This window comes from Paraeggerthella sp. Marseille-Q4926, assembly GCF_916618935.1.
Lineage (GTDB): Bacteria > Actinomycetota > Coriobacteriia > Coriobacteriales > Eggerthellaceae > Paraeggerthella > Paraeggerthella hominis.
Genome location: NZ_CAKAKF010000005.1, coordinates 61,816 through 84,994, shown reverse-complemented (window position 1 = coordinate 84,994; position 23,179 = coordinate 61,816). Strand labels below are relative to the sequence as shown.

The 23,179-nt window shown below is 60.0% G+C and carries 22 protein-coding genes; 5 read left to right on the top strand and 17 right to left on the bottom strand.

Features of this window, described 5'->3' with window-relative positions:
* Positions 1-18: 18 nt before the first annotated feature.
* Entirely contained in the window at positions 19-549 is a 531-nt protein-coding gene (locus tag LG373_RS11280; RefSeq protein WP_225749818.1) for a metallophosphoesterase, read from the bottom strand.
* A gap of 273 nt (positions 550-822) precedes the next feature.
* Between LG373_RS11280 and LG373_RS11275 the strand changes: the two genes are divergently transcribed.
* Together LG373_RS11275 and LG373_RS11270 are read left to right on the top strand one after the other, a co-directional pair.
* The gene (locus tag LG373_RS11275) at positions 823-1,287 is read left to right on the top strand and encodes an Hsp20/alpha crystallin family protein (RefSeq protein WP_114566288.1); all 465 of its coding nucleotides are present in this window, start codon (positions 823-825) and stop codon (positions 1,285-1,287) included.
* A 168-nt stretch (positions 1,288-1,455) separates the two neighbouring features.
* Positions 1,456-2,070, top strand: a complete 615-nt coding sequence (locus LG373_RS11270; protein ID WP_225749817.1) for an NUDIX hydrolase — start codon at positions 1,456-1,458, stop codon at positions 2,068-2,070.
* Positions 2,071-2,221: 151 nt separating this feature from the next.
* Here LG373_RS11270 and LG373_RS11265 read toward each other — a convergent pair whose 3' ends face one another.
* The 11 genes from LG373_RS11265 to LG373_RS11215 form a co-directional block, all read right to left on the bottom strand.
* A complete protein-coding gene (locus tag LG373_RS11265) occupies positions 2,222-4,936 on the bottom strand; it encodes a DUF6273 domain-containing protein (RefSeq protein ID WP_225749816.1) in 2,715 nt (904 codons plus the stop codon).
* A 59-nt stretch (positions 4,937-4,995) separates the two neighbouring features.
* Positions 4,996-5,781, bottom strand: coding sequence for an ABC transporter ATP-binding protein (locus tag LG373_RS11260; protein ID WP_114566158.1), 786 nt, complete (start codon positions 5,779-5,781; stop codon positions 4,996-4,998).
* On the bottom strand, positions 5,771-6,763 hold the full coding sequence (locus LG373_RS11255; RefSeq protein ID WP_123190988.1) for an iron ABC transporter permease: 993 nt from the start codon (positions 6,761-6,763) through the stop codon (positions 5,771-5,773). Before LG373_RS11255 ends, LG373_RS11260 begins: the two co-directional genes overlap by 11 nt.
* An 11-nt stretch (positions 6,764-6,774) precedes the next feature.
* On the bottom strand, positions 6,775-7,677 hold the full coding sequence (gene isdE / locus LG373_RS11250; protein ID WP_225749815.1) for a heme ABC transporter substrate-binding protein IsdE: 903 nt from the start codon (positions 7,675-7,677) through the stop codon (positions 6,775-6,777).
* 11 nt (positions 7,678-7,688) lie between these two features.
* Positions 7,689-8,579 (bottom strand): heme-binding Shp domain-containing protein, encoded by an 891-nt coding sequence (locus LG373_RS11245; protein ID WP_225749881.1) that lies wholly within the window; start codon positions 8,577-8,579, stop codon positions 7,689-7,691.
* A gap of 2 nt (positions 8,580-8,581) precedes the next feature.
* Positions 8,582-10,108 carry an NEAT domain-containing protein gene (locus LG373_RS11240; protein WP_225749814.1) on the bottom strand — a complete coding sequence of 509 codons (1,527 nt, stop codon included), beginning with the start codon at positions 10,106-10,108 and terminating at the stop codon, positions 8,582-8,584.
* 623 nt (positions 10,109-10,731) lie between these two features.
* On the bottom strand, positions 10,732-11,202 hold the full coding sequence (locus LG373_RS11235; protein ID WP_225749813.1) for a VanZ family protein: 471 nt from the start codon (positions 11,200-11,202) through the stop codon (positions 10,732-10,734).
* The gene (locus LG373_RS11230) at positions 11,202-11,765 is read right to left on the bottom strand and encodes a cysteine hydrolase family protein (protein ID WP_225749812.1); all 564 of its coding nucleotides are present in this window, start codon (positions 11,763-11,765) and stop codon (positions 11,202-11,204) included. The genes LG373_RS11235 and LG373_RS11230 overlap by 1 nt, the downstream gene beginning before the upstream one ends.
* Before the next feature lie 23 nt (positions 11,766-11,788).
* Positions 11,789-12,349, bottom strand: coding sequence for an NAD(P)H-dependent oxidoreductase (locus LG373_RS11225; protein WP_225749811.1), 561 nt, complete (start codon positions 12,347-12,349; stop codon positions 11,789-11,791).
* 43 nt (positions 12,350-12,392) lie between these two features.
* Positions 12,393-12,944, bottom strand: coding sequence for a TetR/AcrR family transcriptional regulator (locus LG373_RS11220; protein WP_225749810.1), 552 nt, complete (start codon positions 12,942-12,944; stop codon positions 12,393-12,395).
* A 259-nt stretch (positions 12,945-13,203) separates the two neighbouring features.
* The gene (locus LG373_RS11215; RefSeq protein ID WP_114566150.1) at positions 13,204-14,166 is read right to left on the bottom strand and encodes a DUF5692 family protein; all 963 of its coding nucleotides are present in this window, start codon (positions 14,164-14,166) and stop codon (positions 13,204-13,206) included.
* A gap of 229 nt (positions 14,167-14,395) precedes the next feature.
* On the opposite strand from LG373_RS11215, the gene LG373_RS11210 reads away from it, so the two are divergent.
* Complete coding sequence (locus tag LG373_RS11210; RefSeq protein WP_114566149.1) at positions 14,396-15,310, top strand: hypothetical protein; 915 nt, start codon at positions 14,396-14,398, stop codon at positions 15,308-15,310.
* A 407-nt stretch (positions 15,311-15,717) separates the two neighbouring features.
* On the opposite strand, the gene LG373_RS11205 is transcribed toward LG373_RS11210, so the two are convergent.
* The 4 genes from LG373_RS11205 to LG373_RS11190 all read right to left on the bottom strand — a co-directional run bounded on the left by LG373_RS11205 (position 15,718) and on the right by LG373_RS11190 (position 19,728).
* The gene (locus tag LG373_RS11205; RefSeq protein ID WP_114566148.1) at positions 15,718-16,017 is read right to left on the bottom strand and encodes a YerC/YecD family TrpR-related protein; all 300 of its coding nucleotides are present in this window, start codon (positions 16,015-16,017) and stop codon (positions 15,718-15,720) included.
* A 1-nt stretch (position 16,018) separates the two neighbouring features.
* Positions 16,019-17,599, bottom strand: a complete 1,581-nt coding sequence (cimA, locus tag LG373_RS11200) for a citramalate synthase (RefSeq protein WP_114566147.1) — start codon at positions 17,597-17,599, stop codon at positions 16,019-16,021.
* Positions 17,600-17,602: 3 nt separating this feature from the next.
* Positions 17,603-18,526: a branched-chain amino acid transaminase gene (locus LG373_RS11195; protein WP_114566146.1), complete on the bottom strand. Its 924-nt coding sequence runs from the start codon at positions 18,524-18,526 to the stop codon at positions 17,603-17,605.
* A 365-nt stretch (positions 18,527-18,891) separates the two neighbouring features.
* Positions 18,892-19,728: a MerR family transcriptional regulator gene (locus tag LG373_RS11190; RefSeq protein WP_181792516.1), complete on the bottom strand. Its 837-nt coding sequence runs from the start codon at positions 19,726-19,728 to the stop codon at positions 18,892-18,894.
* Positions 19,729-19,832: 104 nt separating this feature from the next.
* Between LG373_RS11190 and LG373_RS11185 the strand changes: the two genes are divergently transcribed.
* A complete protein-coding gene (locus LG373_RS11185) occupies positions 19,833-20,150 on the top strand; it encodes a multidrug efflux SMR transporter (protein ID WP_114566144.1) in 318 nt (105 codons plus the stop codon).
* 2 nt (positions 20,151-20,152) lie between these two features.
* Entirely contained in the window at positions 20,153-20,527 is a 375-nt protein-coding gene (locus tag LG373_RS11180) for a multidrug efflux SMR transporter (RefSeq protein WP_114566143.1), read from the top strand.
* 87 nt (positions 20,528-20,614) lie between these two features.
* Here the strand turns inward: LG373_RS11180 and LG373_RS11175 are convergent, their stop codons facing one another.
* The gene (locus LG373_RS11175) at positions 20,615-22,705 is read right to left on the bottom strand and encodes a glutamine synthetase III (protein WP_225749809.1); all 2,091 of its coding nucleotides are present in this window, start codon (positions 22,703-22,705) and stop codon (positions 20,615-20,617) included.
* Positions 22,706-23,179 lie beyond the last annotated feature (474 nt).

Below are 23,179 nucleotides of genomic sequence, written 5' to 3'. Positions count from 1 at the left end.
GCGGAAAGCGCCCGTCGCTCACGCCCGCTCCCCTGCGCTCATGATCACGTCGCCGCTCAACGACATGATGCGCACACGCAACACGCGCCCGTTCTCAACCTCCATCCGCCCCGTGCAACGAGGAAACCCGCCGCGCGGGCGAAATGCAGCTCCCGGACACAGAAAATACTCCGCGGGACGAGCGTCTGCGCCGGTCAGCAATTCCGGAACGTGCGTGTGCCCGTGAACGCACACCTGCGGAATGGGATCGCCCGCAGCAAGCCCCGCGCACCCGTTGAACCCTATGCGAACATCGCGCGGGTAATGCGCGACCAGAAAACGTACGCCATCGATAACCGGATGCGCGAACCGACTCACGCGCGATCCGTACTCATCGAAATCGTTGTTCCCCAATACTGCCGTTGTGGGGGCAAGCGCCTCCAGAGCACGCAAGATATCAGGGTTGCCGATGTCTCCCGCATGAATGATGTGGTCAACGTCGGCCATAGCCGCCAGCGCATCGTCGGACAGATTCCCGTGAGTGTCGGATATAAGGCCAATTACCGTCATGTGCGCATCCTTTCCTCGAATGCGCACCAGTATAGGCCATCTGCCAAGAGCAAGCCCCTCCTTCAGCGAAGCGCCAAAACCGCAAAGGCATGCCGCAAACCCCCTAAGGTCAACGAGAATGTTACGTTTTAGCACTCTCGCTTGACGAGTGCTAAAACGCGTACTATAAATGAATCGTACAAACAAGCGACGCAACCGAGGCTTGAGTCACGCCCATGCGACGACGTACCTGCATGACGTGCACGCAAGCCGCACGAAATGGAGATGATGAACATGGCAATGATGGTACCCATGCGCAGGAACCGCAACCTTCTCAGCGAGCTGATGACCGACCCCTTTGACGCATTCCTCAACACGGCAGCCGCGCCAATGCAGGCAATGCAGAAGATGTCGCCCGCCCTCATGCGCACCGACATCAAGGAAACCGACGAAGCATACCAGCTGACCATCGACCTTCCGGGCTTCAAGAAGGAAGACGTGCAGGCAGAGCTCAAGGACGGCTACCTTAGCATCACCGCGCAAACGCAATCCGAATCCGAGGACAAGGATGAAAAGGGCACGTACGTGCGCAAGGAGCGCTTCAGCGGAAAATGCAGCCGCACCTTCTACGTGGGAGACGATATCGAAGAAGACGACATCAAGGCTAAATTCGAAGACGGCGTGCTGAAGATCGCCGTGCCCAAGAAGCAAGAGCAGCCCAAGATCGAGGAGAAAAAGACCATCTCGATCGAAGGCTAGCACAGCATCGGACCGCACTGAAAACGCGGACGGCAGCAAAAGAAACGAGCAGGGCGGCCCCAAAGCCGCCCTGCTCTACGAATGAGGCGAGAGGGCGGAGTCATCGACTCCGCCCTCTCGCCTCATTGCTACACTATACAAAATGCAACAATCGCCTAAGGAGACCCCGTGACCGCAACCGCGCCCCGCCTCAAAGACATCCGACTGGTAGCAGACGGATGGATCAAGAAGTACGTGCTCACCTACACCATGCCGGACGGATCGCTGTACGAATACGAAAGCGCATCCAGAAAAGGAGAAGACGCCTACCGTCGCGCACTCGAAGCAAATGCCGCCGGGAACCCAACTCCTCCCGATGCCGTATCCATCGTGCCTCAAACCCCCGACGGAAAACTACTCCTGATCAGGGAATTTCGCTATCCGCTGAACAGCTGGTGCATCGCGTTTCCGGCCGGCCTCATGGAGCCGGGAGAAAGCCTGGCGGAATGCGTCGATCGAGAGCTTCGCGAAGAAACAGGGTACGCGCTGCGAACCAACTTGGGCGCTCAAGCAATCGACCCGCTGCCGCAAGCCGGCTTCTCGTCCACGGGGCTAACCGACGAGACCGTGCACGTTGTGTTCGCCCAGGTCGAGAAAGCGGCGGACGCGCAACCGGAACCCGCCGAGCTCATCGAGCCGTTCCTGCTTGACATTGCCGACGTCCCGCGATTCCTTGCAGAAAACACCACCCCGTTGGGCACCCGCGTCCAGTTGGTGCTGGAAGCCTTCGCGCGCAGACGGTAGCCGCCAGCGCAAAGACGCCCCACATCAGCGGCCCACGCGACTTCGCGCCTTCGCACGCCGCAAGCAAACCAGCACGGGCCTCGCCTTCGGTTTTCAAGCCAGGCGAGGCCCGCACGTATCACGGAAAAACGCACATCGCACGCTTCAGCTGCTAACCCTCCAACTTACGACGATAGGCGCGCACCGCAATCAGCGACAACGCTGCCGCCGCACCGGCAATGCCGGCAAATGCCGCAGCGGGAAAAACAGCGTCTCCCGTCTTGGGAATAGCTTGCGCCGCTGCACGGCTGTCCGTTTTTGCAGCAACGACCTTCGCCGCATCAGTCGACCCGGCGGCCTGGCCCTGGCCGCCAGACAGCGCAGGCGAGGACCCGGACGTCCCGGCATTTCCAGGATTCGATGGAACAGGCTTGTCAGACGCGTTGGAATTTCCCGGGGCGTCCCCGCCCGGAGTGCTGGGGTCGTTCGGCTCCGGAGCCGGAGGCTCCTCGACATCGGGAACGCTCACTTCTACGGGCATCGTTGCGATATTGCTCTCGGCACCTTCGCCAATTCGCTCTGCGAACAGGTAAAGCTTGTCGGTTTCTTTATTGAAATCGGCGGGCAGCTCAAATGAGACCGAACCGCTCTCGCCCGAAACCTTGCCCACGGTGCCATAGCCGACAGGGGTACCGGTCCTCCAATCGCCGCCGCGCACCACAAGGGCGGACACTACGCGATCATCCTGATCGAGGGCAGCGCTTCGCGACATTCGACCAGAAGGGGAGGCGTTGGCCGCATACTCTACGGAGATCTTTTCGCCGTCAACGCGAGGGCTGCTTGCATCGAACTTCCAAGCATCGTTGATCAGCGTGAGTTTCCAAGCGTTATCTTCGGTGGCCAAAGGCTTCTGAATGCCCGAAGGAACCGCCGCAGACGCCGGTGTAGTCAACAAAACCTTGCTCGGATCAAGCGTGATACCGGGCTGAACTCCCAGATTGGGGGTATAGGGCATCATAGTGTTGAAGCCGCTTTCAAGGTCTCCGTCTGGCAGAACAATCAAGACCATCGTCATGAACGACATGCTTTCGTCGGTCGTGCGAGTCAAAAGCGATATCTCCTTCGCCGCACGCGATTCATTGGAAACGAACCCGTAAGCCTTGTTCCGGTAATCCTGTATCGAAAGCGCGAAAACCTTGTCCTGCGTGGCAGGCGCCACCTCTTTCGATGCGTCCGCCAAAGACAACGACTTCACTTCCGTGGTCTTCACCGCTTCCTTGGACAGTGCGTCGAACGTCTTGTTGAACCACTCGTCGTTCAGGTACGTACGCAGCGTGGCGGTATTCCAGAACAACTCGCTGGCAGGAATGGACATATCGGTGTTCCATGCCTGACCGGTAACGGTGTGCTCCGAATTGAGCAGGACCCCATCCTTGGAAGTCTGCAGAACCCTCCAGGAAATCGGCTTCCCTTGGTCGTCCTTGCCGAAGTATACACGGCTGCCAGCCCAGGGCTTGCCCGGAGCGCTCTCGTCCGAAAACGGGGCGTTAAATCCGGAAATACCCAGGTTAACCGTATTGCCGCTACCCGCATTCTCCGCAATGGAAAGCTTATCCATCGCCTCGGTCAACGCCGCGAGCGCGTCGTTGACCGTCGTCTGCGCGTGAGAGGTGTCGGCAGCCACGTCCTTGGCTCGAGCAAGCGCCTCGGAAAGCACGGCGAAGCTCGACGCCGTGTAGGCCGGCGCGGCAAGACCGGAGGCCTTCTCTATGGCCGCGGCAAGCTTGCGGAAGTCTGCCGTGGTGCGAATCGTGCTCCAGTCGAATGCCAGGGTATGTATTTTGTCGGGACTGGCCGAAGTTGCCGTCACCTTCGCCTTGTACAGACCGGTGCTTGCGAAGTAAGGCAGATCGAACGTCCAGGTTGCCCCGCCGTCGTCATGCTGCTCGATCGCATTGTTCGCAGCGGCCTCCCCTTCGCGATCGAGAAGCGTTGCCGCCGACACCTGATAGGCTCCTAGAAAATCAGAGTACGGGTTGAAACGCAGCGTCGCCTTGATGGTGCCGGCTTCGTCAACGTCGAACCGGGCTTCAAGGTCAAGCGCTCGACTTCCCGTGGGGTCCTGATCGGTCACGTCGACATAGTAGGTACGACCCGCTTCAAAGGGGCTTTTCGCCGCAGCGTTCAGCCCCTGAACAGCGTTGTTGACGGCGTCGATCGACGCCTGGAACTGTTCGGGCGTCGAATCAGGATTGGCAAGAACCGCATCCGCATCCGCAATCGCGGCCTTCAACTTACCGAAAGAATCCTCGGTGTAGTCGTTCGCGGAGTACTTTTTGGCGCTTTCCACCAAACCGGCCAGCGTATCGCCCAAGCCGCCCGTCTTCTTCAACGTGGGCCATTTCACATACAACAGCGCGTCTCTGTTCATGATGTCAGAGCGCATCTCAACGCGATACAAGCCGTCATTGGGCACATACGGCAAGACGAACTGGCAGATAGCGGAGTTGTCTTCGCCCAACTTGAACGAAACCCCTTCGATGAAGTTGCTCTGGGAACCCTCTTCATACACGCCAAGGTCGCTCGCATGCACATCAAGGCCCATGATCTGGGCGGGCACGAAGTGCAGCGTGATGCGCGCCCGACCCGAACCGTCCACGTCGATCTCGGCGTTTTTAGCCAACATGCCGGCAGACATCGACGGCTCGGAAGGATTGCCGGCGTCATGGACGTCAACCGAAACCGTATAGCTTGACCCTGCATCGAGCGGCGGCGCGACGCCCTCCGCTCGAGCCACGCTCGGCGTAATGCTCAACCCCGTCAGCGCTATCATAAGCGCCAACGCAGCCGCGCATACCCGGCGAACCGGTTGCAACGTACTTGTCATATCGTTCGCTCCTTTCTCATGATTCTTCGTATAGCTTGTCCTTTTGCGGAAAGCCGCTTTCATACCGCTAACACGTACGGCTTGCCCCGTACGCGCACCACGTCCAGGTCAACTCCGTACACCTGGCTTAGAAAAGCGGGGGTCACCACATCGTGCGGCGCTCCCTGCGCAACAATCCGCCCCTGCACCAAGGCCACGATCTCATCGCTGTACTCGATGGCTTGATTCATATCGTGCAGCACCATGACCACGGTCATGCCGTGCTCTTCGTTGAGCATGCGCACCAACTTGAGTATTTCCAGCTGGTAGCGCACATCCAAAAACGTGGTAGGCTCGTCAAGCAGCAGCACATTCGCCCCCTGGGCAAGCGCCATGGCCATCCACACGCGCTGGCGCTGTCCGCCCGAAAGCGACGAAATGACGCGATGCTCGACATCCTTCAAATCGCAGGTAGCAAGAGCCCACTCGATCATGCGAGCATCCTGCTCCCGATCGGGCAAAGACCGTCGCACCCCCAGCTTTCGATAGGGAGAACGCCCGTAGCCGACCAAAGTTCGCACCTCCGCGTCAGCCGGAGCCATATTGTGCTGATGCACAACCGACACCAACTTGGCGAAGTCCGCAGGACGCACGTCCGCAACGTTTCCGGCGCGCAAGAACACCCGGCCTTCCTGCGGCTTGAGGCGCTTGGTCATCACGTTGAACAGCGTTGTCTTTCCGGAACCGTTCGCTCCGAGCAGCGTGGTCACCGCCCCTTCGCGCACGACAAGATCCAGTCCCTTGAACACGCGGGTCGACCCGTACGAAAATCCAACGCCCTCAAGGGTGAACGCGTTACCCGCCATACGTATCACGCGCCCTTCTCAGCAGCAAAATGAACGCGGGGCCGCCCACTACCGACATGACGACAGCGGCGCTAATCTCGTACGGTGCGGCAATGGTTCGTCCCACGGTGTCGGCCAACAGCAGACAAAACGCGCCGAGCACCATGGAATACGGAATAAGCAGCCGGTGTCCCGACCCCACCAAAATGCGCGCACAATGCGGGACCACCAAACCCAAAAAGCTGATCGGCCCCACGATAGCCGTGGCAACCGATGCCAGCAAAACGGCAAAAGCGGAAACCACCAGGCGGTTTTTCGTCACGTCCACGCCAAGCGAAGCAGCCGTCTCGTCGCTCAGCGACAAAAGATCGCAACGCCTGGCAACAAACAGAGCCGGAACCAACCCGGCAAGCGCATACCCCGCAAGCGTGAAGAAATCGCTCCACGTTTTAGCCGAGATGTTCGCATCAACCAAGCTGGCAACACCCGTCAACACCCCGCCCGATCCCGTGCTGAACGCCGAAGACAGCCCGGCGAACAGAGCGCTCACCGCGATGCCGGTCAAGATGATGCGCACAGGCGCGAGCGCTCCCCCTTTCCACGACAACGCGTACACCAGCGCAAACGCAAGAAGGCCCCCTGCGCACGCGGCAATCGGCATGAAGAAGAACAACGAGGGCGCAAACGCCGTCACCAAAATAGCAGCGAACGACGCGCCCGCATTGACGCCGATAATGCCCGGATCCGCCAAAGGATTGCGCACGGCCGCCTGCAGCAGCACGCCCGACACAGCCAAGGACGCGCCGGCCACAAGCGCAATGAATATACGGGGGAAGCGCAGGTCGAAAATGGTTGCAACCCGATCGTCGTAGGCCACAAACAAGCCCGCAAGCAGCTCGTCGACAGGCACCTTGAGCGTGCCCGCATTGACGGCGAACGCGAACAGCGCTGCCACGGCACCTACTGTAAGCGCGAATGCCGCGATATTTCTGGCTTTACGCATAGCTCCTTGTCCTAAACGGTTTCGCCGTTGCCGTACAGCAGCGGCTTAAGTTCTTCGAGCGCTTCCGGATAGGCAAACGTCGCGCTCATTCCAAATCGCTCATGCGAAAGGTCGTAGACGCGCCCCGCACGCACGGCACGGAAGTGCTTCCACGTGTCGTTCGAGGAAAACTCCTGAGCGAACATCTCCATGACCTGGTCGGGAAGAGCATGTGACGTACGCAAAATGACATCCGGGTCGCGATCGAGCATGTCCTCGACGCTCACGTTAACGAATGCGTCCGCAGCATCTGCGTACACGTTTTCGCCACCGGCCTGCTGCACAAGGCTGCCCGCGTAACTTCGCGGCGTCGCCACCAAATACGACCCGGGAACGCCCATGAGAACCAGAACGCGCGGGCGGACAAGCCCTTCTATTCCCTGCCGATACGCAGTCATGAACGCTTCGTATTCAGCGCGCGCCTTCAGCGCCTCGGCTTCGCGCCCGAAAGCGATGCCCAGGTAATCCATCGAGCGATGCAAGCCCTCCACGCTGTTCAGGTCAACGAACATGGAAGGCGCTCCTATCTGAGCGAACTTCGGCTGCAAGTCGTTCAGCAGCGATCCGGGCGCCACGATGCAATCGGGCCGCAACATCGACAATTTCTCCAGGTCGGGTCCCATAGGAGGGCCTACCACCTCCGCATCGCCGTATCGCTGCGGCAATGCGCGCGACGTAGCGGGAACGCCCACCAGGTCAAGGTCAAGCCGATCGCACATGCTTGCAACGGCCGGCGAAGTGGCCACGATGCGCTTTCCCGATCGCTCGTCCCCGCCGTCGCGCGCAGGATGCTGGTCCACGCACGAGGAAAGGGCGCACAGCGCAGCCAGGCACAGCGCCGCAAGCCCAGCCCGGGCAAACGTCTTCCTGCTCATGCAACGAAGCCCTAAGCCTCGGGCGGCGCGCTGCCGCCATGCCCCGCTGCCGCTGCGGCAGCGCTATCGCTTCGCGCCTTGCGCTTGCGACCGTACGCCAGGTAGTACGTCGCAGCCACGGCCGCGATCGCCGCCGTAGCTGCAACCGCGGCAATCGCATACGTCTGGGGAGAAGCGAAGATCGGGGCGGCAGAGCCCGTCACCTCGCGACCCTCGCCGTCGAACTCCCTCACGCCCGAGCCTGCGGAATCGCCGGACGCGGCAGTTGAAGCGGCAGAGCCCTCCAACGCTTCGCTCGATCCCCGAGCCGTTCCACCGTCCGGCGCTTGGCCCTGCTCGGACCCCTGGCCAGCAACGATGCTTTCGACAAAGCCTTCAGAGTTTCCGGGAGCCGCATCGGACAACTGCACGAAGTACACCACCGAGCGCCCCATGGGATGCACGTACATCGAAATGCGCAACGTAGCCTGCGCCGATGCCACCTGCGCACGATAGTCCGCCGTATTGAGCTCGGCATCGCGCTGCATTATCTCGGCCGCAACGTCCTCGGCATAAACGCCCGTACGATCGACGTCGGAGGCAATGCTGACCTCGCCGATCTGGTCAGCTTGGGAAAGCCTGATGGTCACGAACTCGCTTCCGTCCGCATCTTTCTCGACAAGCGCCGAGGATCCGGTAATGCCTTGGCTCATCGACGTCCCCAAAGCCTCGCTTGCCTGCCCGCCCGAATCCTCGATCACGCCGGTGTCGGGATTAGCGTAGCTCGCATGAACCGCAGCTGTCGAAACCGATGAAACTACCGCATGAGCAGGAGAACCGCCAACGGAAAGCGCAGCAGAGAACGCCAGGGCAACAACGGCGACAAACGCGCGCGAGGACTTCACGGCGAACGATGACCGCACGTTCAACGACCTTCCCCTCGCCCCTGCAGCGAAAAGCGTCGCCGCGCTGCCGCGCCGACCGCAACCGCTCCCGCCGCAACCGCAGCGGCTCCCGCGGCAACAGACAAGCCGTCGTCACCGGTCTTCGGCAGATACGAACCTTGCGCACCGCCGGAAGCGGGACTATTGCCGGTCTTTCCGCTGGTCGGAACACCTGCGTCGCCCGACCCCAAATCCTTCACCTTTGCATCTCCCAAATACAGATGCAGGTCGGCAGACACGTCGCCGCCGCCCATTTCGCGCATGGGCTTGATGGTCATCGTGATGGGCAGCACCACGGTATCCTTCGAAGCTGCGATCACCACGCTGTACGTACGGCTTGCGCCGTTTTCGCTCACCACCGAGGCCACGTATCCACCGTACGAGAGTTTTTCGACGTAGTCCGACCTGTTCGTCGTGAAGCGCACTTCGAACATGCCATCGGAACGAGGAACCACGTAAGCGGTGTCGCCGAAATACTGATCGGCCATCGACAGCTCGCCGGAATTCGCCTTGTAAAACTTCATAGGCACGGCATACGTATGCCCGGCAACGTATTCGGCGCGAGAAGAAGCGGTGCTCGGCTGCTGAAGCTGCGAGGGAGTTGTCGTCGAGTTCCCGTTTCCGTTCGAGGCGTCGGTATCCGGCTTTTCAGGCGTCGGAGCAGGCTGTTCGGTTCCGGGACCCTCCGGAACAACGGGGTCGACCGCATCAGGCGAGCCGTTGAACGTCTCGATAGCCGACGCCAAATCCGCTTCGGCAGACACGATCTCCTCCGGCGTTGCAGCGGCGCCCTTTTCGACAACGGCACGGGCGCGCGCGATAGCATCCTGCAAAGATCGATACGCCTCGTCGCTCTTGCCACCCTGCACGATGGCGGCGGCTTCATCGACAAGGGTCTCCAAGGGTCGGCCCTCGCCGTCAAGGCTGTCAACCGTCAAGCCGCTCCAGTCGATCAGGACCGCAGCGGTCTGGCGATTGTCGCCCATGGCCTGCGCGCCAAGTCGCAATGCAACGTAACCGGAAGTCTTGGCAACCTCGCCCAAAGGAACATCCGCCACGAACGGCCTACCGGCTTCGCCGCCAAAGTCCACAACTGCAACATCGGATCCGTTGGTGGCAAGCGCGTTCCCATCCACGTGATACGACCCGAAATATCCCAGGTAGTTGCAGTACTGACCCAGGACCTGCCCGCTCATATTGAGGCTGAGCGTGTACGCCCCATGACGTACCGTCAGCAAACCAATCGGATCCAGCGCACTGCTTGCAATCGAACCCTGAGACGAACTCAAGTTGGAAGCCTGCAGCATGCGCACCGGAACCGCATAAGTTCCGTTCGCAAGATTATCCTTGTCCAAGGAGACAGAGCTTCCCGTCGCTGCCTCTGCAGTCGGCATCGGCGCTGCGCCAACAGCCATGGCCTGCGCCGGCACTGCGCCCGCCGCCAAAGCAAACGCCAGCGCAACAGCGGAGCCTCGCGCGACAACGCCCGCCTTCATCGAATGTTCCATGGATATCCTTTCGTGTCGAACCGCCCGCTTCAAAGGGCTTCCCCTGCATTACATGCATGCGAAATATATTATTAGCTTAGTAGTAATATGTTATCTAAGGCTAACTTTTTGACACGATACCACAGAACTTTACAAATTCCTATGCAAAAGTTTTTCCGAACTTTGCCGCTACGCCAAAGTCGGCACGGCTCGAAGGCGCCGTTTTGCCACGCGCCTCGCTCGCTCGAAGCGGCAGTCTCATCAAATGGGTGACAGCGTTTCCTATGCAGAGAAGGCGCGCGCACGAAAAATCGCTTTCCGTGGCAGGTTTTGACGGTTTGAGGTCGTCGAAGCCGGCGAATCGCGCGCACCCGAAGACATCACGCAGCGACCCAACGCCGTGATCAGGCAAAACAGAATGCAAATCAGACGACGAGAGAAGCAGCGCCCCGTTCGACGACCTCAAACCGCAAGAACCTGCCAGCCATCAAGCTTTTACGAACCCCACGTGCAAAACAAGGCGGCCGAAGACGCGCGCAGCCGTCGCCGGGCGGCTGCGCGCGTCTTCGGCCGCCTCGCATTCCTCAGCCAAATCGTTTTCTCAACCTGGCACGCAATCTCTGCGGCGGAACAAGCAGGAAAGGCTACCGCGCGTCGTTCGGAGCCCGCCCCTCAAGGCGCCGGCTCAGCAGGAAGAACGCAATCCCCGAGCCCAGCGCGGCACCCGCGGTGTCAACCGCCCAATCCACGGGATCGCACATGCGACCAGGAACGAACAACTGATGGAACTCATCGGTCACGCCGTACAGGCTGGCACACGCAACAGCCAGCGCGCAAGCACGTCGAAGAGGCATGTGGCAACGCAGCGCATTCGCCCACAACGCACCGAACACGGTGTATTCGCAGAAATGAGCAATCGAGTTGATGGCATCGGCCTCGGGTCCCAAGATGTGCGCCTGCAGCTCCTTCAACGCCTGATACAGGTGCGAAAGGAGTCCCGTGCCTTGATTCAGATCGCTGCCCGTGTTCGCCGACATGCAAAAGATGAACACCGCCCAAGCAGCAACCGCCAACCAGCTCAGAATCGTGAATCGCTTGGATTTCAGGTGATCCATCAGCGATTGGCCACCTTGATCTGCAGGCTTTCCATCGTATCGAGGGCAGCCTCGTTCAAGCGGGCGTCGAACGAACCCGTGCATGCAGCATCAACCGTAACCGGCACATCGGGACATGCGGTCTTCACCAGCACCGCATTGGCCACCACGCATATATTGGACACCAACCCCACCAACTCGATCTCCTCGAACGGCAGCGCTCCCGCTTCGTCGGCTGCGCGCTGGGCCGACCTCAACCAATCGAACAACTCGACCGAGCCGAAAACGGGCTTGAAAAACACTTTGTCAGAGTCGAGCAGTTCCGAAGCAACCGCTCCGTACAGCTTGTGACCAGGCGTATTCTCGATGCAGTGTTCAACCGGAAGGTTGCGCCCTTCCTGGGTGCTTAGGTAGTCGGATCCGTGCGTATCGAACGTAAATACAACGTCGTCCCCCCGTTTCCGGTACTCCGAAATCTTGTTCGCAATAGGCTGCGCGAGCTTTTCCGCTCCCGCAAAGCCCAACGCACCATCTACAAAGTCAACCTGATAGTCCACCACAATCAGCAAGCGACTCACGTGCATTCCTCCTCTGCCTTACCGCCAACTCACCCGAGTTTTGCCATCTGAGCGCGCGCCTTGTCCATCTGACCCTCAACGTCAATGCCCACGATGTCCAAGCCCTCCGCCGCCACGAAACGCGTTTCCGGTATTCCGAACATGCGCGCAATGCCGCACAGGTAGTCGTATCCGAAGTTCGCATCCCCCACGAAGCCGCCGGACGTCGTAAGGTACGTGAGGGTCGCCGCCTTGCACAAGCCTTCGCACCGCGCATCCTCGGTAAAGTGAAACGTGCTGTCGCACACGCTGACATGCTCCAGATACACCTTGAGCGAAGCCGGGAACGAGAGGTCCCAGTACGGCGCGCCAATTACAATGTCATCCGCCTCGGCGAACTGGCGCGACAGCACGAATATCGGGTCGTCCCACGCACCCGCAGTCTGCTTCTCCACGCGATCCGCCACCATATCGGCGTCAAAAGGCTTCAACGCGAGCGCCGCCAAGTCAACTTCGACGACGTCCTGCTTCCGCGCAAGGTACTCGCGGCACAACGTAAGTGTACGGGAATCATGCCCCCTCATGCAGGCATTCACGAACAATGTGGTCATTGCGGCTCCTATCGCCCCGAACGATTCATCGGCTTTCGTTCGCTCATGATACCGCAATTGGATCCATGTCCAGGCGCAACGCCTGCTCAACCACCTTCATAAGAGCTTCGTCGGATATGTCGGGATTGATTTTGACAAGGCCCACCAAGCCGAATATGACCACGCAGAACATCTCGTACACCAGGTCTATTTCAATATGGTGGTATTCCGCGTACTCCACTACGATGTGGTCGTGAATGCAGTCCACCGTTTCACGCACGGCGCGCACGTCGAACGAGTCGCGCATCCCCAGCTCTTCGAGCACGCGAATCATCGGACGCTGATTGCCCTCCGCGTCGTACAGTGCGCGCCGAAACGTGGCGATGCAGGTTTTAAGGGATCCGGGCGTATCGCCGAACGCGCGCGATTCGTTCCACACGACTACGCTTTCCACCAGGTCTTCTACGTAGTCGTCCAGCACCGCATCGATGACGGCTTGCTTGTTTTCGAAGTAATAGTAGACCAGTTCACGCGTGACGCCCGCCTCTGCCGCAATGTCCTTCACGGTAGTCGCGCGCACGCCTTGCCGCTCGAACAGCGAACGGGCCGCGGCCATGATATCCCCCGCCGGGCCATCGAGTCGCTTGCGCTCGATCAAAGAACGCCCGCAATCGCGCCGCGCCGGCTCGTATCTGGTCTGTCGGGTGCCCAACCGCATTGCATCTCCCCTCGCGCCGAAACGCGCATGGACGCGCACAGGGCGATCCTGTGCGCGTCCATTATACGAAAGATGACTCTGTTCAGTCATGGCGAAGATGCGTTGCGCGTCAAGCGGCTGCCGACGCGGGGCGCAGTCGCCCTCGCGCCGACGCATGCTAACGGTTTTCCTGGGCGACCCGCTGGTACGCCTTCGTATCGGCGTACAGCTCGTCCTTCACCGGGTTCAACTTGCAGCGGCGAATCTTGCGGAACTGGTAGACGGCAAGCGCCACGTTCGACGCAAGCGCCACCAAGCTCACCGCGAAGAACGCAGCCGGATTATGCGTGGTCGGAATTGGAGCCAGCACATCGGCGAACTGGGGCACCGTCATAACGAACATGATCCACAAGCCCAGCGTTTGAGCACGATGCTGCAGCCAAGCGCCCTTCTTGATGAAGAACGTGGGAATCGTGCATGCCAGCAGCAGCGCCAAGCCGCAGTAGGCGGAGTGGTCGGAAATGCAGTTGTACGTGTAGGCGAAGTTCCACAGATCGTACGCGATGATCCATGCCCAAATCATGTCGGGCCAAATCATGTCCTTAGACGAGTCCTTCGAGATGAAGATGCCGAACCAACCGCAAATGGTAACGATATTCAAAATGCCCGCAATGCCGTTCATGATGTTCCACGGACCCGAAATCGTCCACAGGTTCTCGACGATACCGCCCTGCCATAGCCCGAAGCTGAACACCTGGAAATCGCGGATGACCGCTTCGGCAATATTGATCGCCAGAATAAGAGGCGGGAAGCACAAGGCCCACTTCTTTTCGTACAGATGGTGCACCTTGCCGTCCTTGCCGCGCCACTTCACGAAGCGCAGCGCGATGAATCCCAGGCAGCCGGCCAATGCCGAGTACGTTTTCACCCAGTTGAACCACGTGCCCGTACCGTATTCGTTGCCAGGCGCCGCCGTAGTCGGCCACACGAACACGGTCAAAACGATAGGCACCACGGCAAACAGCGCAATGCCCGCCCACAGCGACGTGCGGCCCAGTTCGTTGAACGCCATAAGCGCAAACAGGATGAACAGCCAAATGGCCCAGTACAGCGGATCGGCCGCTTGATACAGAATGCCCACGAGAATCGCCCCTTTGCAAACTCTCTTGCGGCGAACCCCTCCGTCGCCACCCATACGCCCCGCAGTATACGAGGGGCTTTCAAGGAAGTCTTTCACACAAGGGGTCCTTTTGTGAAAGAAGCCGAATCGCAGACGATGCTAGACTGGCGCCAAGCGCGCCACCTGGGAAAAGAGCGCGAATGCCGTCGCGAAAGACGGCCAGGTCGTTTCGGCAGAAAGGGGATTCGCCATGACCGTGCCCGTTTGGGTCACACCCGTCTCCATGGTTGTCTACACCGTGTTGCTCATGCTGCTCACCGAGTTCATGAGGCGACATTACCGCACGTCAATGTGGGTATGGGTAATTTCTCTGATTACCGTTCCGCTTTGGATCGCCAACATTCCGGGCGACGACTGGTTCCGCTGGGCCAAAAACCTGTCCGTCATTTTGCCGCTCATCTTCGCGGGGCTCGGACGCATCGCCGCCGTCGAGCAGAAAGACACTCCTTTCTGGCGGCTCATGCGCAAACGCTGGGTTCGATGGGTGCTGTACGGAATCGTGTTCTGCAACATTGCCGAAGCCACGCTGCGCGACGTGCAGATGGGCAATACAATGAACGCCCTAGCTGGATTCATCCTGTGCATTACCATGCCCTTCGGTGACAAATTCTGGAAATACGACACTTCCAGCCATGGCGAGATCCTGTCCTACACCGTACCCATGTGGAACTTCCTCTACACCACCTGGAACGCCTGCTTCGTGTACGCCGAGGGCCATGAGTTCTTCGCTTCCACCTGCTGCATCCTGGCAGCGGCCGAATTGTATCCCATCGTCATGCGAAGGCCGGAACTCTACATCACCGGGCGTATTTACACGCTTGGCGCGCACCTTTTGCTGCGCAGCTGCTTCCCGCTTTTGTTCCCCACCATCATGAACAGTGCTTCCTGGTTCAACCCCGAAGTCATGTACTGGTGGGGCATGGTCAACGGCATCATCGGCATCCCATTCGTATTCTGGTACTGCTACCAGCTCAACAGCGGAAAGGCGCCGGTAACGTTTCGTCGCGGCGCCGCGCGTCAGAAGTACCTGGAAGGCCGCGCAAACGGCACTATCGACGAATACGGCGACCCGGTAGCGCCGCCCGCAACGGCAACCGGCGCATAGAGGTAGACACCAGCTGCTCAAGAAGGTTTCGTCCAGAACGCACGAAGGCCCGGTCGGACTCGCCCCGCGAGCCGTCCGGGCCTTCGACGACAACGCCGAAAACGACGTGGAACGTGGCGCGAAATCGCGGGTCTGTGCTCCTTGCGCGGCTTGTCGGGCGCGGTTGTTTTGTGCGCTTGCATCAACGGTCCAGGCCAGCAAAGTGCAGTACCCTCAACGATTGTCGAAGGCGCGTGTCCAGAAGCGCAGACCCGCGATTTCGCGCCACGCTCTGCGGCCGCCGCGCGTCGACAACAGCTCAACGGCAGAATTGGACGCATCGGCGCCGTGCCAACAGGAGCGCACTGCGAGCAGAACTCAACTTGCAGGCCGCAACCCTTGGACCGCAAAGCCGTCCTCGTAAAACCCTACCCGCGCTTCGAGGTATCGCCAAGCGCAGCAAGAGCGGCACCGTAGCCGCCGGACCCGTAGCTCAAGCACTTCGACACGCGCGCGATGGTCGTGGCCGACGCACCGGTAGCTTCTTCGATGGCCGCGTACGACTTCCCCGCATCAAGCTGTCGAGCCACAGCCAATCGTTGCGAGGTATCCTTGATCTCTCGAATAGTGAACAGGTCTTCCAACAGGGCGAAAATGGTGTCTTCGTCGTCGAGCGCAGCGAACACGTGCAGCAGATCTTCAACTTCGGGCGTCCTGAGATCGCTCATGCTACTCTCCCATCTTCATGAGGCCGTACTCTATGGAATCCACGATGGCATTCCACGAAGCCTCGATAATGTTTTCCGACACGCCCACGGTTCCCCAACTGCCAGAGCCGTCGCTTGTGGTGATGACAACGCGGGTGATGGCGTCGGTGCCCACGTTCTCGTCCAGGATACGCACCTTGTAGTCCACCAACTCCATGTCTGCTACCTGGGGATAAAAGGCCACGATAGCCATGCGCAGCGCATTATCCAAAGCGCCAACGGGACCCGCGCCTTCGCCGGTGGCCACGAATCGCCGATCGCCTACGTGAATCTTGATCGTAGCTTCGGACATCGCGTCCTTCGCAAGAGCGCCCGTATCCTCATGGTCGTCCACGATAACGCGAAAACTCTCCAGCGTGAAATGGGGGCGATACGCGCCCAAATGCCGCTGCAGCAGCAATGCCAGCGAACCGTCGGCGACCTCGTACGAGTACCCGCCCGCCTCGCGCTGCTTGATGTCGTCCAAAATACCCTGGACCTTGTCAAGATGGGGCGTTAGGTCAATGCCCAGCCCGCGCGCCTTCGCCATAAGAGACGCCTTGCCCGCAAGCTCGCTTACCAGCATGCGAGCATTGTTCCCCACGCTTTCCGGCGAAGCATGCTCGTACGCTTCGGGGAATCGGGCGATAGCGCTGGCGTGCAAGCCGCCCTTGTGCGCGAACGCCGAAGCCCCCGTGTACGGATGATGGGTCGGCAGGGCCATGTTGCACGACTCGGCCACGAACTGCGCCACGCTGGTCAGCTGGCGCAGGTTGTCCCTCCCCACGCACGTCATGCCCATTTTGAGCTCAAGATCGGCAATGACCGTGAGCAGATCGGTGTTGCCCACGCGCTCGCCGAAGCCGTTCACCGTACCCTGAACCTGCACCGCTCCCGCACGAACCGCCGCAAGCGCGTTGGCCACCGCGCACCCGGAGTCATTGTGACAGTGAATGCCCAGTTGCTGACCGGGAACGGCAGCAGCCGTCGCGCGCACGACCTCCTCCACCTGAAACGGCAGCGCGCCGCCGTTGGTCTCGCACAAATCCACGGAGTCGGCGCCGGCTTCGCTAGCAGCACGCACGCAAGCAAGCGCGTACTCGGCGTTGGCAGCATAGCCGTCGAAGTAGTGCTCGGCATCGAACACCACCTGCAAGCCGCAACGCTTCAAAAACGCTACGGAATCGCGAATCATTCGCAGGTTTTCCTCAAGCGTCGTCTGAAGCGCGCGCGTAACCTGGGCATCCCAGGTTTTTCCCACGATAGTGGCAACCGGAGCCCCGCTTGCCACCAAATCAGCAAGACCTTGGTCTTGCTCGGCAGCAACGCCTTTTTTGCATGTGGACCCAAACGCCGCTATGCGCGCGTGGCGAAGCGGGAGGGTTTGCACGCGCTGGAAAAACGCTATATCTTTAGGGTTGGACGCGGGGAAACCTCCTTCGATGAAGTCGATTCCCAGCGCGTCCAACCGCTCGACGATGCGCAGCTTGTCCTCAAGCGACAGCGTGATGCCTTCGCATTGCTCGCCGTCGCGCAACGTGCTGTCGTACGTGAGGATTTTCAATGGCTATACTTCCGCTACCCATTCGGCGTACTCTTCGATATTGCCATAGACAACGTCGAAGAAGCGCTCCTGCAAAGCGCGCGTAACCTGCCCGGGCTTGCCCACGGTGCGGCCGTCCACAGATCCGATCGGCGTAAGCTCGGCGGCGGAGCCGGTCATGAACACCTCGTCGGCCACGTAGAGGTCGGCCCGCGTCAGGCTCTCCTCGATAGCAGGAATCTCCAGGTCATCGGCCAAGCACAGCACCGTGTCGCGCGTGATGCCCTCCAGCAGGCCGTCGGACAGCGGCGGCGTCGACAGGATACCGTCGCGGACAATGAACAGGTTCTCGCCCGTTCCCTCGCACACCAAGCCCGCCTCGTTCAGCATGATGGCCTCGGCGTAGCCGTGCTCCTTGGCCTCCAGCTTCGCCAGGATGGAGTTCATGTAGGAAGCGGTGCTCTTCACCGCAGGAGGAATGGCGTTGTTGGAGCGCTGGCGCCAAGACGACACGCCCACGGCCACGCCCTGCTCGAGCGCATCGGCGCCCAAGTAGCTGTCCCAAGGCCAGCAAGCGATGGCCACGTCGGTCGTCGATCCGGTCGGGTCGACGCCCATCACGCCGTAGCCACGATACACGATGGGGCGGATGTAGCACTTCTCAAGCTTGTTCGCGCGGATCACTTCAAGCGTAGCATCGCACAACTCGTCAACCGTGTACGGCAGATCGATGCAGGCAATTTTACAGCTGCGATGCAGGCGCTCCATGTGGTCGCGCAGGCGGAATACGTAGCTCTTCTTGGTGTCGGGGTTCTGATAGCAGCGAATGCCCTCGAACACGCCGGAGCCGTAATGCAGCGAATGGGACAGGATGTGCGTCGTGGCATCCGCCCAGGGGACCAGCTCCCCGTTTTTCCAAATGTACTCGACTTCTGTGATGCCTGCCATATTCATCCCTTCTCGCTGACACCGGAACCGTTACCGTCTGCAATGGTCACACCGCTGCGGTTTGACCGCAATGGGCAAAAGGGCGAGTCCATACGGTTTGACGTGCAGATTTCGTCTAAGCTACCGCGTTTATTGTACTCCAATGCGCTAAAGCGAACGCACCGGTTCCGGCAAAGGGTCGCCGATTCGACGAAAGGGACAGAAAAGGCAAACCGAGCGCGTCGCCGCCCAAAGCAGCCGGGCGGCACCTCCGCGCTTTCCGCGCTCCCGCGCTGCGCCCAAGAGCATCAAAAACACCGCCGAAACGCGCCCAGCCCCCTGAAACCGGAGGCAGAACGAAACCGGCCGCTGGCAAGCGATAGGAACTATCCTCTCAAAACCTCGACGATAGTGCGGTCGGTCCTCAACTCGGCATCCCAAATCTCGAACGCCAGCAGAGTGTCGATACCGGATGCAGTTCGCGCCTCCTCGAAAACCTCGCGATAGCACAATTCGAACGTTTCGCGCTCGACCCGCCGGCCGCAAAACGTGCCGCCCGGCAGCGCAAGCAGGCGCATGCCGCGCTCCTGCGGCGGCGCAGCCAGCTCTTCTCCCGGCAGTGCCTGCACCTCAAGCGCAACGTACCAGGACGGCTCCGGAGCCTCGGCCCCCTCCTTCCCGCCATCGCCCGGAAGGCAAATCATGCCCTGCAAGAACAACGGCGCCATAGATGCGCGCTTCGTTTCGCCGTACAGCTCGGACATAGCCCTCGTATAGCGCTTCGCATCGAACGCAGCGTGGCCCCAGGGCATCGCCAAAAACGTGCGCTTTCCCAGCACACGCTCGTACGGGGCTGGCGAGGTGCGCAACGCATGCTGTACGGCAATCTCGCGACGATACCCGTCCAATTCCAGCAGAATGGCCTGCGTGTCGCGCAGCTTTTCCTTTGCCAAAATGTACGCGCGCTCCAACAGGGACGATATATCCATCGCGCCGCAGTCGGACACGTAGTCGGCCAGCTCTTTCAGCGGCACGCCCAGCTGCACGCACGACACGATCACGTCCAGTTCGTTCATCTGACGCAGCGCATAGTAGCGATAGCCGGTATCGGGGTTCACGTACGCGGGGCGCAAAACGCCAATGCGCTCGTAATAGCGCAGCGCCTTCACGCCCACGCCCTTGAGGTGGGCCACTTCGCCGATAGACAGCAGGTCGTTTCTCATGGCGCTCCTCTGCATTCTGCATACAAAGCAATTGACTCTCCCCTTAGGGGATACTTTAGGATATCAGAACTTGGCCAATAGGAGCCAAGCGAATAGGAGGAATCATGTCGCCCTACGTGCTGCTCGGCATCGCCGTCATCTTCGAGGTGTTTGCCGACTCCATGATGAAGCTCTCGAACGGCTTCACGCGAAAAGCGCCCATTATTGGCATCGTCATTGGATACATCGTTGCGTTTTACCTGATCGCGCAAACACTCGAGCAACTACCGCTCGGTTTCGCCTACGCGGTATGGACCGGCCTCGGCATTGCGCTCACTGCCGTGGTGGGCACCGTGTTCTGGCATGAGGGCCTCAATGCGAAGAAGATCGTGGGCCTTATAGCCATCATCGCCGGCGTGGTCGTTTTGAAGATGGGAGTGTAATCATGGACCGTGTACATCCCTATGCGCTGCTCAGCGTGTCCATCATCCTCGAAGTGTTCGGCACTACCATGATGAAGCTGTCGGAAGGATTTTCCGTACCGCTGTTCACCGCGCTGACCCTTGCGGGCTATCTCGTGTCGTTCACGCTGCTCACGTTCACGTTGAAGCACCTGCCGCTCGGCCTCGTGTACGGCATCTGGGGCGGCGTGGGCACCGTGCTGACGGCCGCCATCGGCATTATCGCCTGGGGCGATCCCTTCAACGTAATCACGTGCGTGGGCATCGCGCTGGTCGTCGGCGGCGTGGTGCTACTGAACCAAGGAACGCAAGAACTGGAAGATGCGCGCAAAGCGGCGAAGGACGCGCAGCAAGCCTAAGCCGATGCAGAGCGCCAGCCCCCGAAAGACGCAGGACAAAAAAGCGCTCCCGATTCGTTTTGCGAATCGGGAGCGCTGCTCGTTTCCTTACACGTAGAACAGAATGTCGTTGTATGTGGGAACTGGCCACATATCGCGATCCACCAGTATCTCCATGCTGTCCACAGCCGCGCGCAAAGCCTCCATGACGGGAACGATCTCGTGGGCGTATACGTTCGCCTTTTCCTGCTCGTTCTCCATCTTCTGTGCAGCGTGATGCATCGAGTCAAGCTTCTGCAGATGCGTGTCGATCTCCTTGATGCCGCCCAGCAACTTATGCAGCAACGTTTCCTGCTGGCTGGTCTCGGCGCCAGGAGCCGCCGTTTTGAACGCCGTGATGCTGTCGGCAATCTCGGCCGCATACGCGTTGATAGCCGGCAAGAACGCGCGGCGCACCATGCGCTTCATCGTACGCACCTCGATGTTCAGCAGCTTGGTGTACTTCTCCAGCTTCACCTCGTAGCGGCTGCGAACCTCAATCTCCGACAGCACGCCGAACTCTTCGAACAACGCGATGCTCTTCGGATCGACGAAGCACGGAAGCGCGTCGACGGTGGTCTTGTAGTTCGCCAGCCCGCGACGCTCGGCCTCGACCTGCCATTCCTCGGAGTACCCGTTCCCGTTGAAGATAATGCGCTGGTGCTTCGCGAGCGTCTTCTTCACGTACGCGATAGCCGCCGCCTCGAACTCTTCGCCCGACTTGCCCCCCATGGCGTCGGCGAATTCCTTGAGGCTTTTCGCCATGGCCGTGTTGAGGATCATGTTGCAATCGGACAGGTTAACCGCAGAGCCGGGCATGCGGAACTCGAACTTGTTGCCCGTAAACGCGAAGGGGCTGGTGCGGTTGCGGTCGGTGTTGTCCTTGAGGAAGTTCGGCAGTACGGCAACGCCCAGATCCATGGCCACTTTTTCCGCATTCGTGTACTCATGCCCGTCAACAAGCGCATCCACGATGGCGTCCAGCTCGTCGCCCAAGAAAATGGAGATGATGGCCGGGGGAGCCTCGTCCGCCCCCAGGCGATGATCGTTGCCCGCCGACGCCACCGACATGCGCAACAATTCCTGATAATCGTCGACCGCCTGGATGACGCCCGTCAAAAACACCAGGAAGCGCAGGTTGTCCATGGGGCTTTCCCCGGGCTCGAGCAGGTTCGTCTTGCCCTTGGAAAGCGACCAGTTGTTGTGCTTGCCCGACCCGTTGATGCCCGCGAACGGCTTCTCGTGCTGCAGGCATACAAGACCGTAGTGGCTGGCCAGAAGGCGCATCTTCTCCATGGTCAGCAGGTTTTCGTCGATCGCCCGGTTCGCGTTGGTGAAGATGGGAGCCAGTTCATGCTGAGCGGGGGCCACCTCGTTGTGCTTCGTGCGCGCCGACACGCCCAAAGCCCACAGCTCGTTGTCGAGCTCTTTCATGAACTCGTTGACCGAAGGGCGAATGGCGCCGAAGTAATGCTCTTCCAGCTCCTGCCCCTTCAGCGGCGCATAGCCGAACAGCGTGCGCCCGCACATGATAAGGTCCTGGCGCTTCGCGTAGTCTTTCTCGGAAATAAGGAAGTACTCCTGCTCGGAGCCCACGGTGGGCACCACGCGCTCGTGCGGCTCGCCGAACAGGGCCAGCACGCGATTCGCCTGCTCGTCGATGGCGCTCATCGAACGCAGCAGCGGGGTTTTCTTGTCAAGCGCCTCGCCCGTGTAGCTGCAAAACGCCGTAGGAATGCACAGCACCTCGTCCTTGATGAAGGCGTAGGACGTGGGATCCCAGGCCGTGTAGCCGCGCGCTTCGAACGTAGCGCGCAAGCCGCCGGAAGGGAAGCTCGATGCGTCCGGCTCGCCCTGGATCAGCTCTTTTCCAGAAAAGCTCATGATGGCGCGCCCGTCGCTGCACGGGTCGAGGAAGCTGTCGTGCTTCTCCGACGTAATGCCCGAAAGAGGCTGGAACCAATGCGTGAAGTGCGTAGCGCCCTTCTCCATAGCCCATTCCTTCATGGCGTGAGCCACGACGTTCGCAACCTCGATTTCGAGCGGCTTGCCCTCTTTGATGGTCTTGAGCAGGCTTTTGTACGTTGCGGAAGGCAATCGCTCCTGCATCGTATGCTCGTTGAACACCATCGAGCCATAGATATCCGAAATCATCGCCATCGGCGTGCGCTCCTAACTTGTCGCATTCAAGGCGTGGCCCTTCCCCTGCGCGCAATCCGCCACACCCCCGTTGAGTCATCCGCATACGATAGCACGGCCGCAGGGGAAAACGCGCCTTCATCTTGCCTTATTCAAATTAACGGCGAAATGTTTCAAGAAGTTTTCGAACCTCGGAATTACGGCCGAAGCCGTAGGTTTGGGCGCGAATCGGCACCCGTGACAATTTTCGGTGAGTCCGAACCTCCCTGTTGGCCGCATCTTGAATTACGACCAGGCCTTTTATCCGTGAACCACGCGCAAGCAAGCCCTCGAAACCCCTCCGCAGCGTCGTAGGTGCCAATTCGCGTCCACATGCCAAGCTCGGCCGCCCCTCCCCGCAGCCAAAAGCCGGAGTCTCCCCGCAACCATACGTCATTGCAAGCGCCGCCGCCGAGCAATACAATATGCTTGCGTTTTGCGCGCCGCGCAACGCAA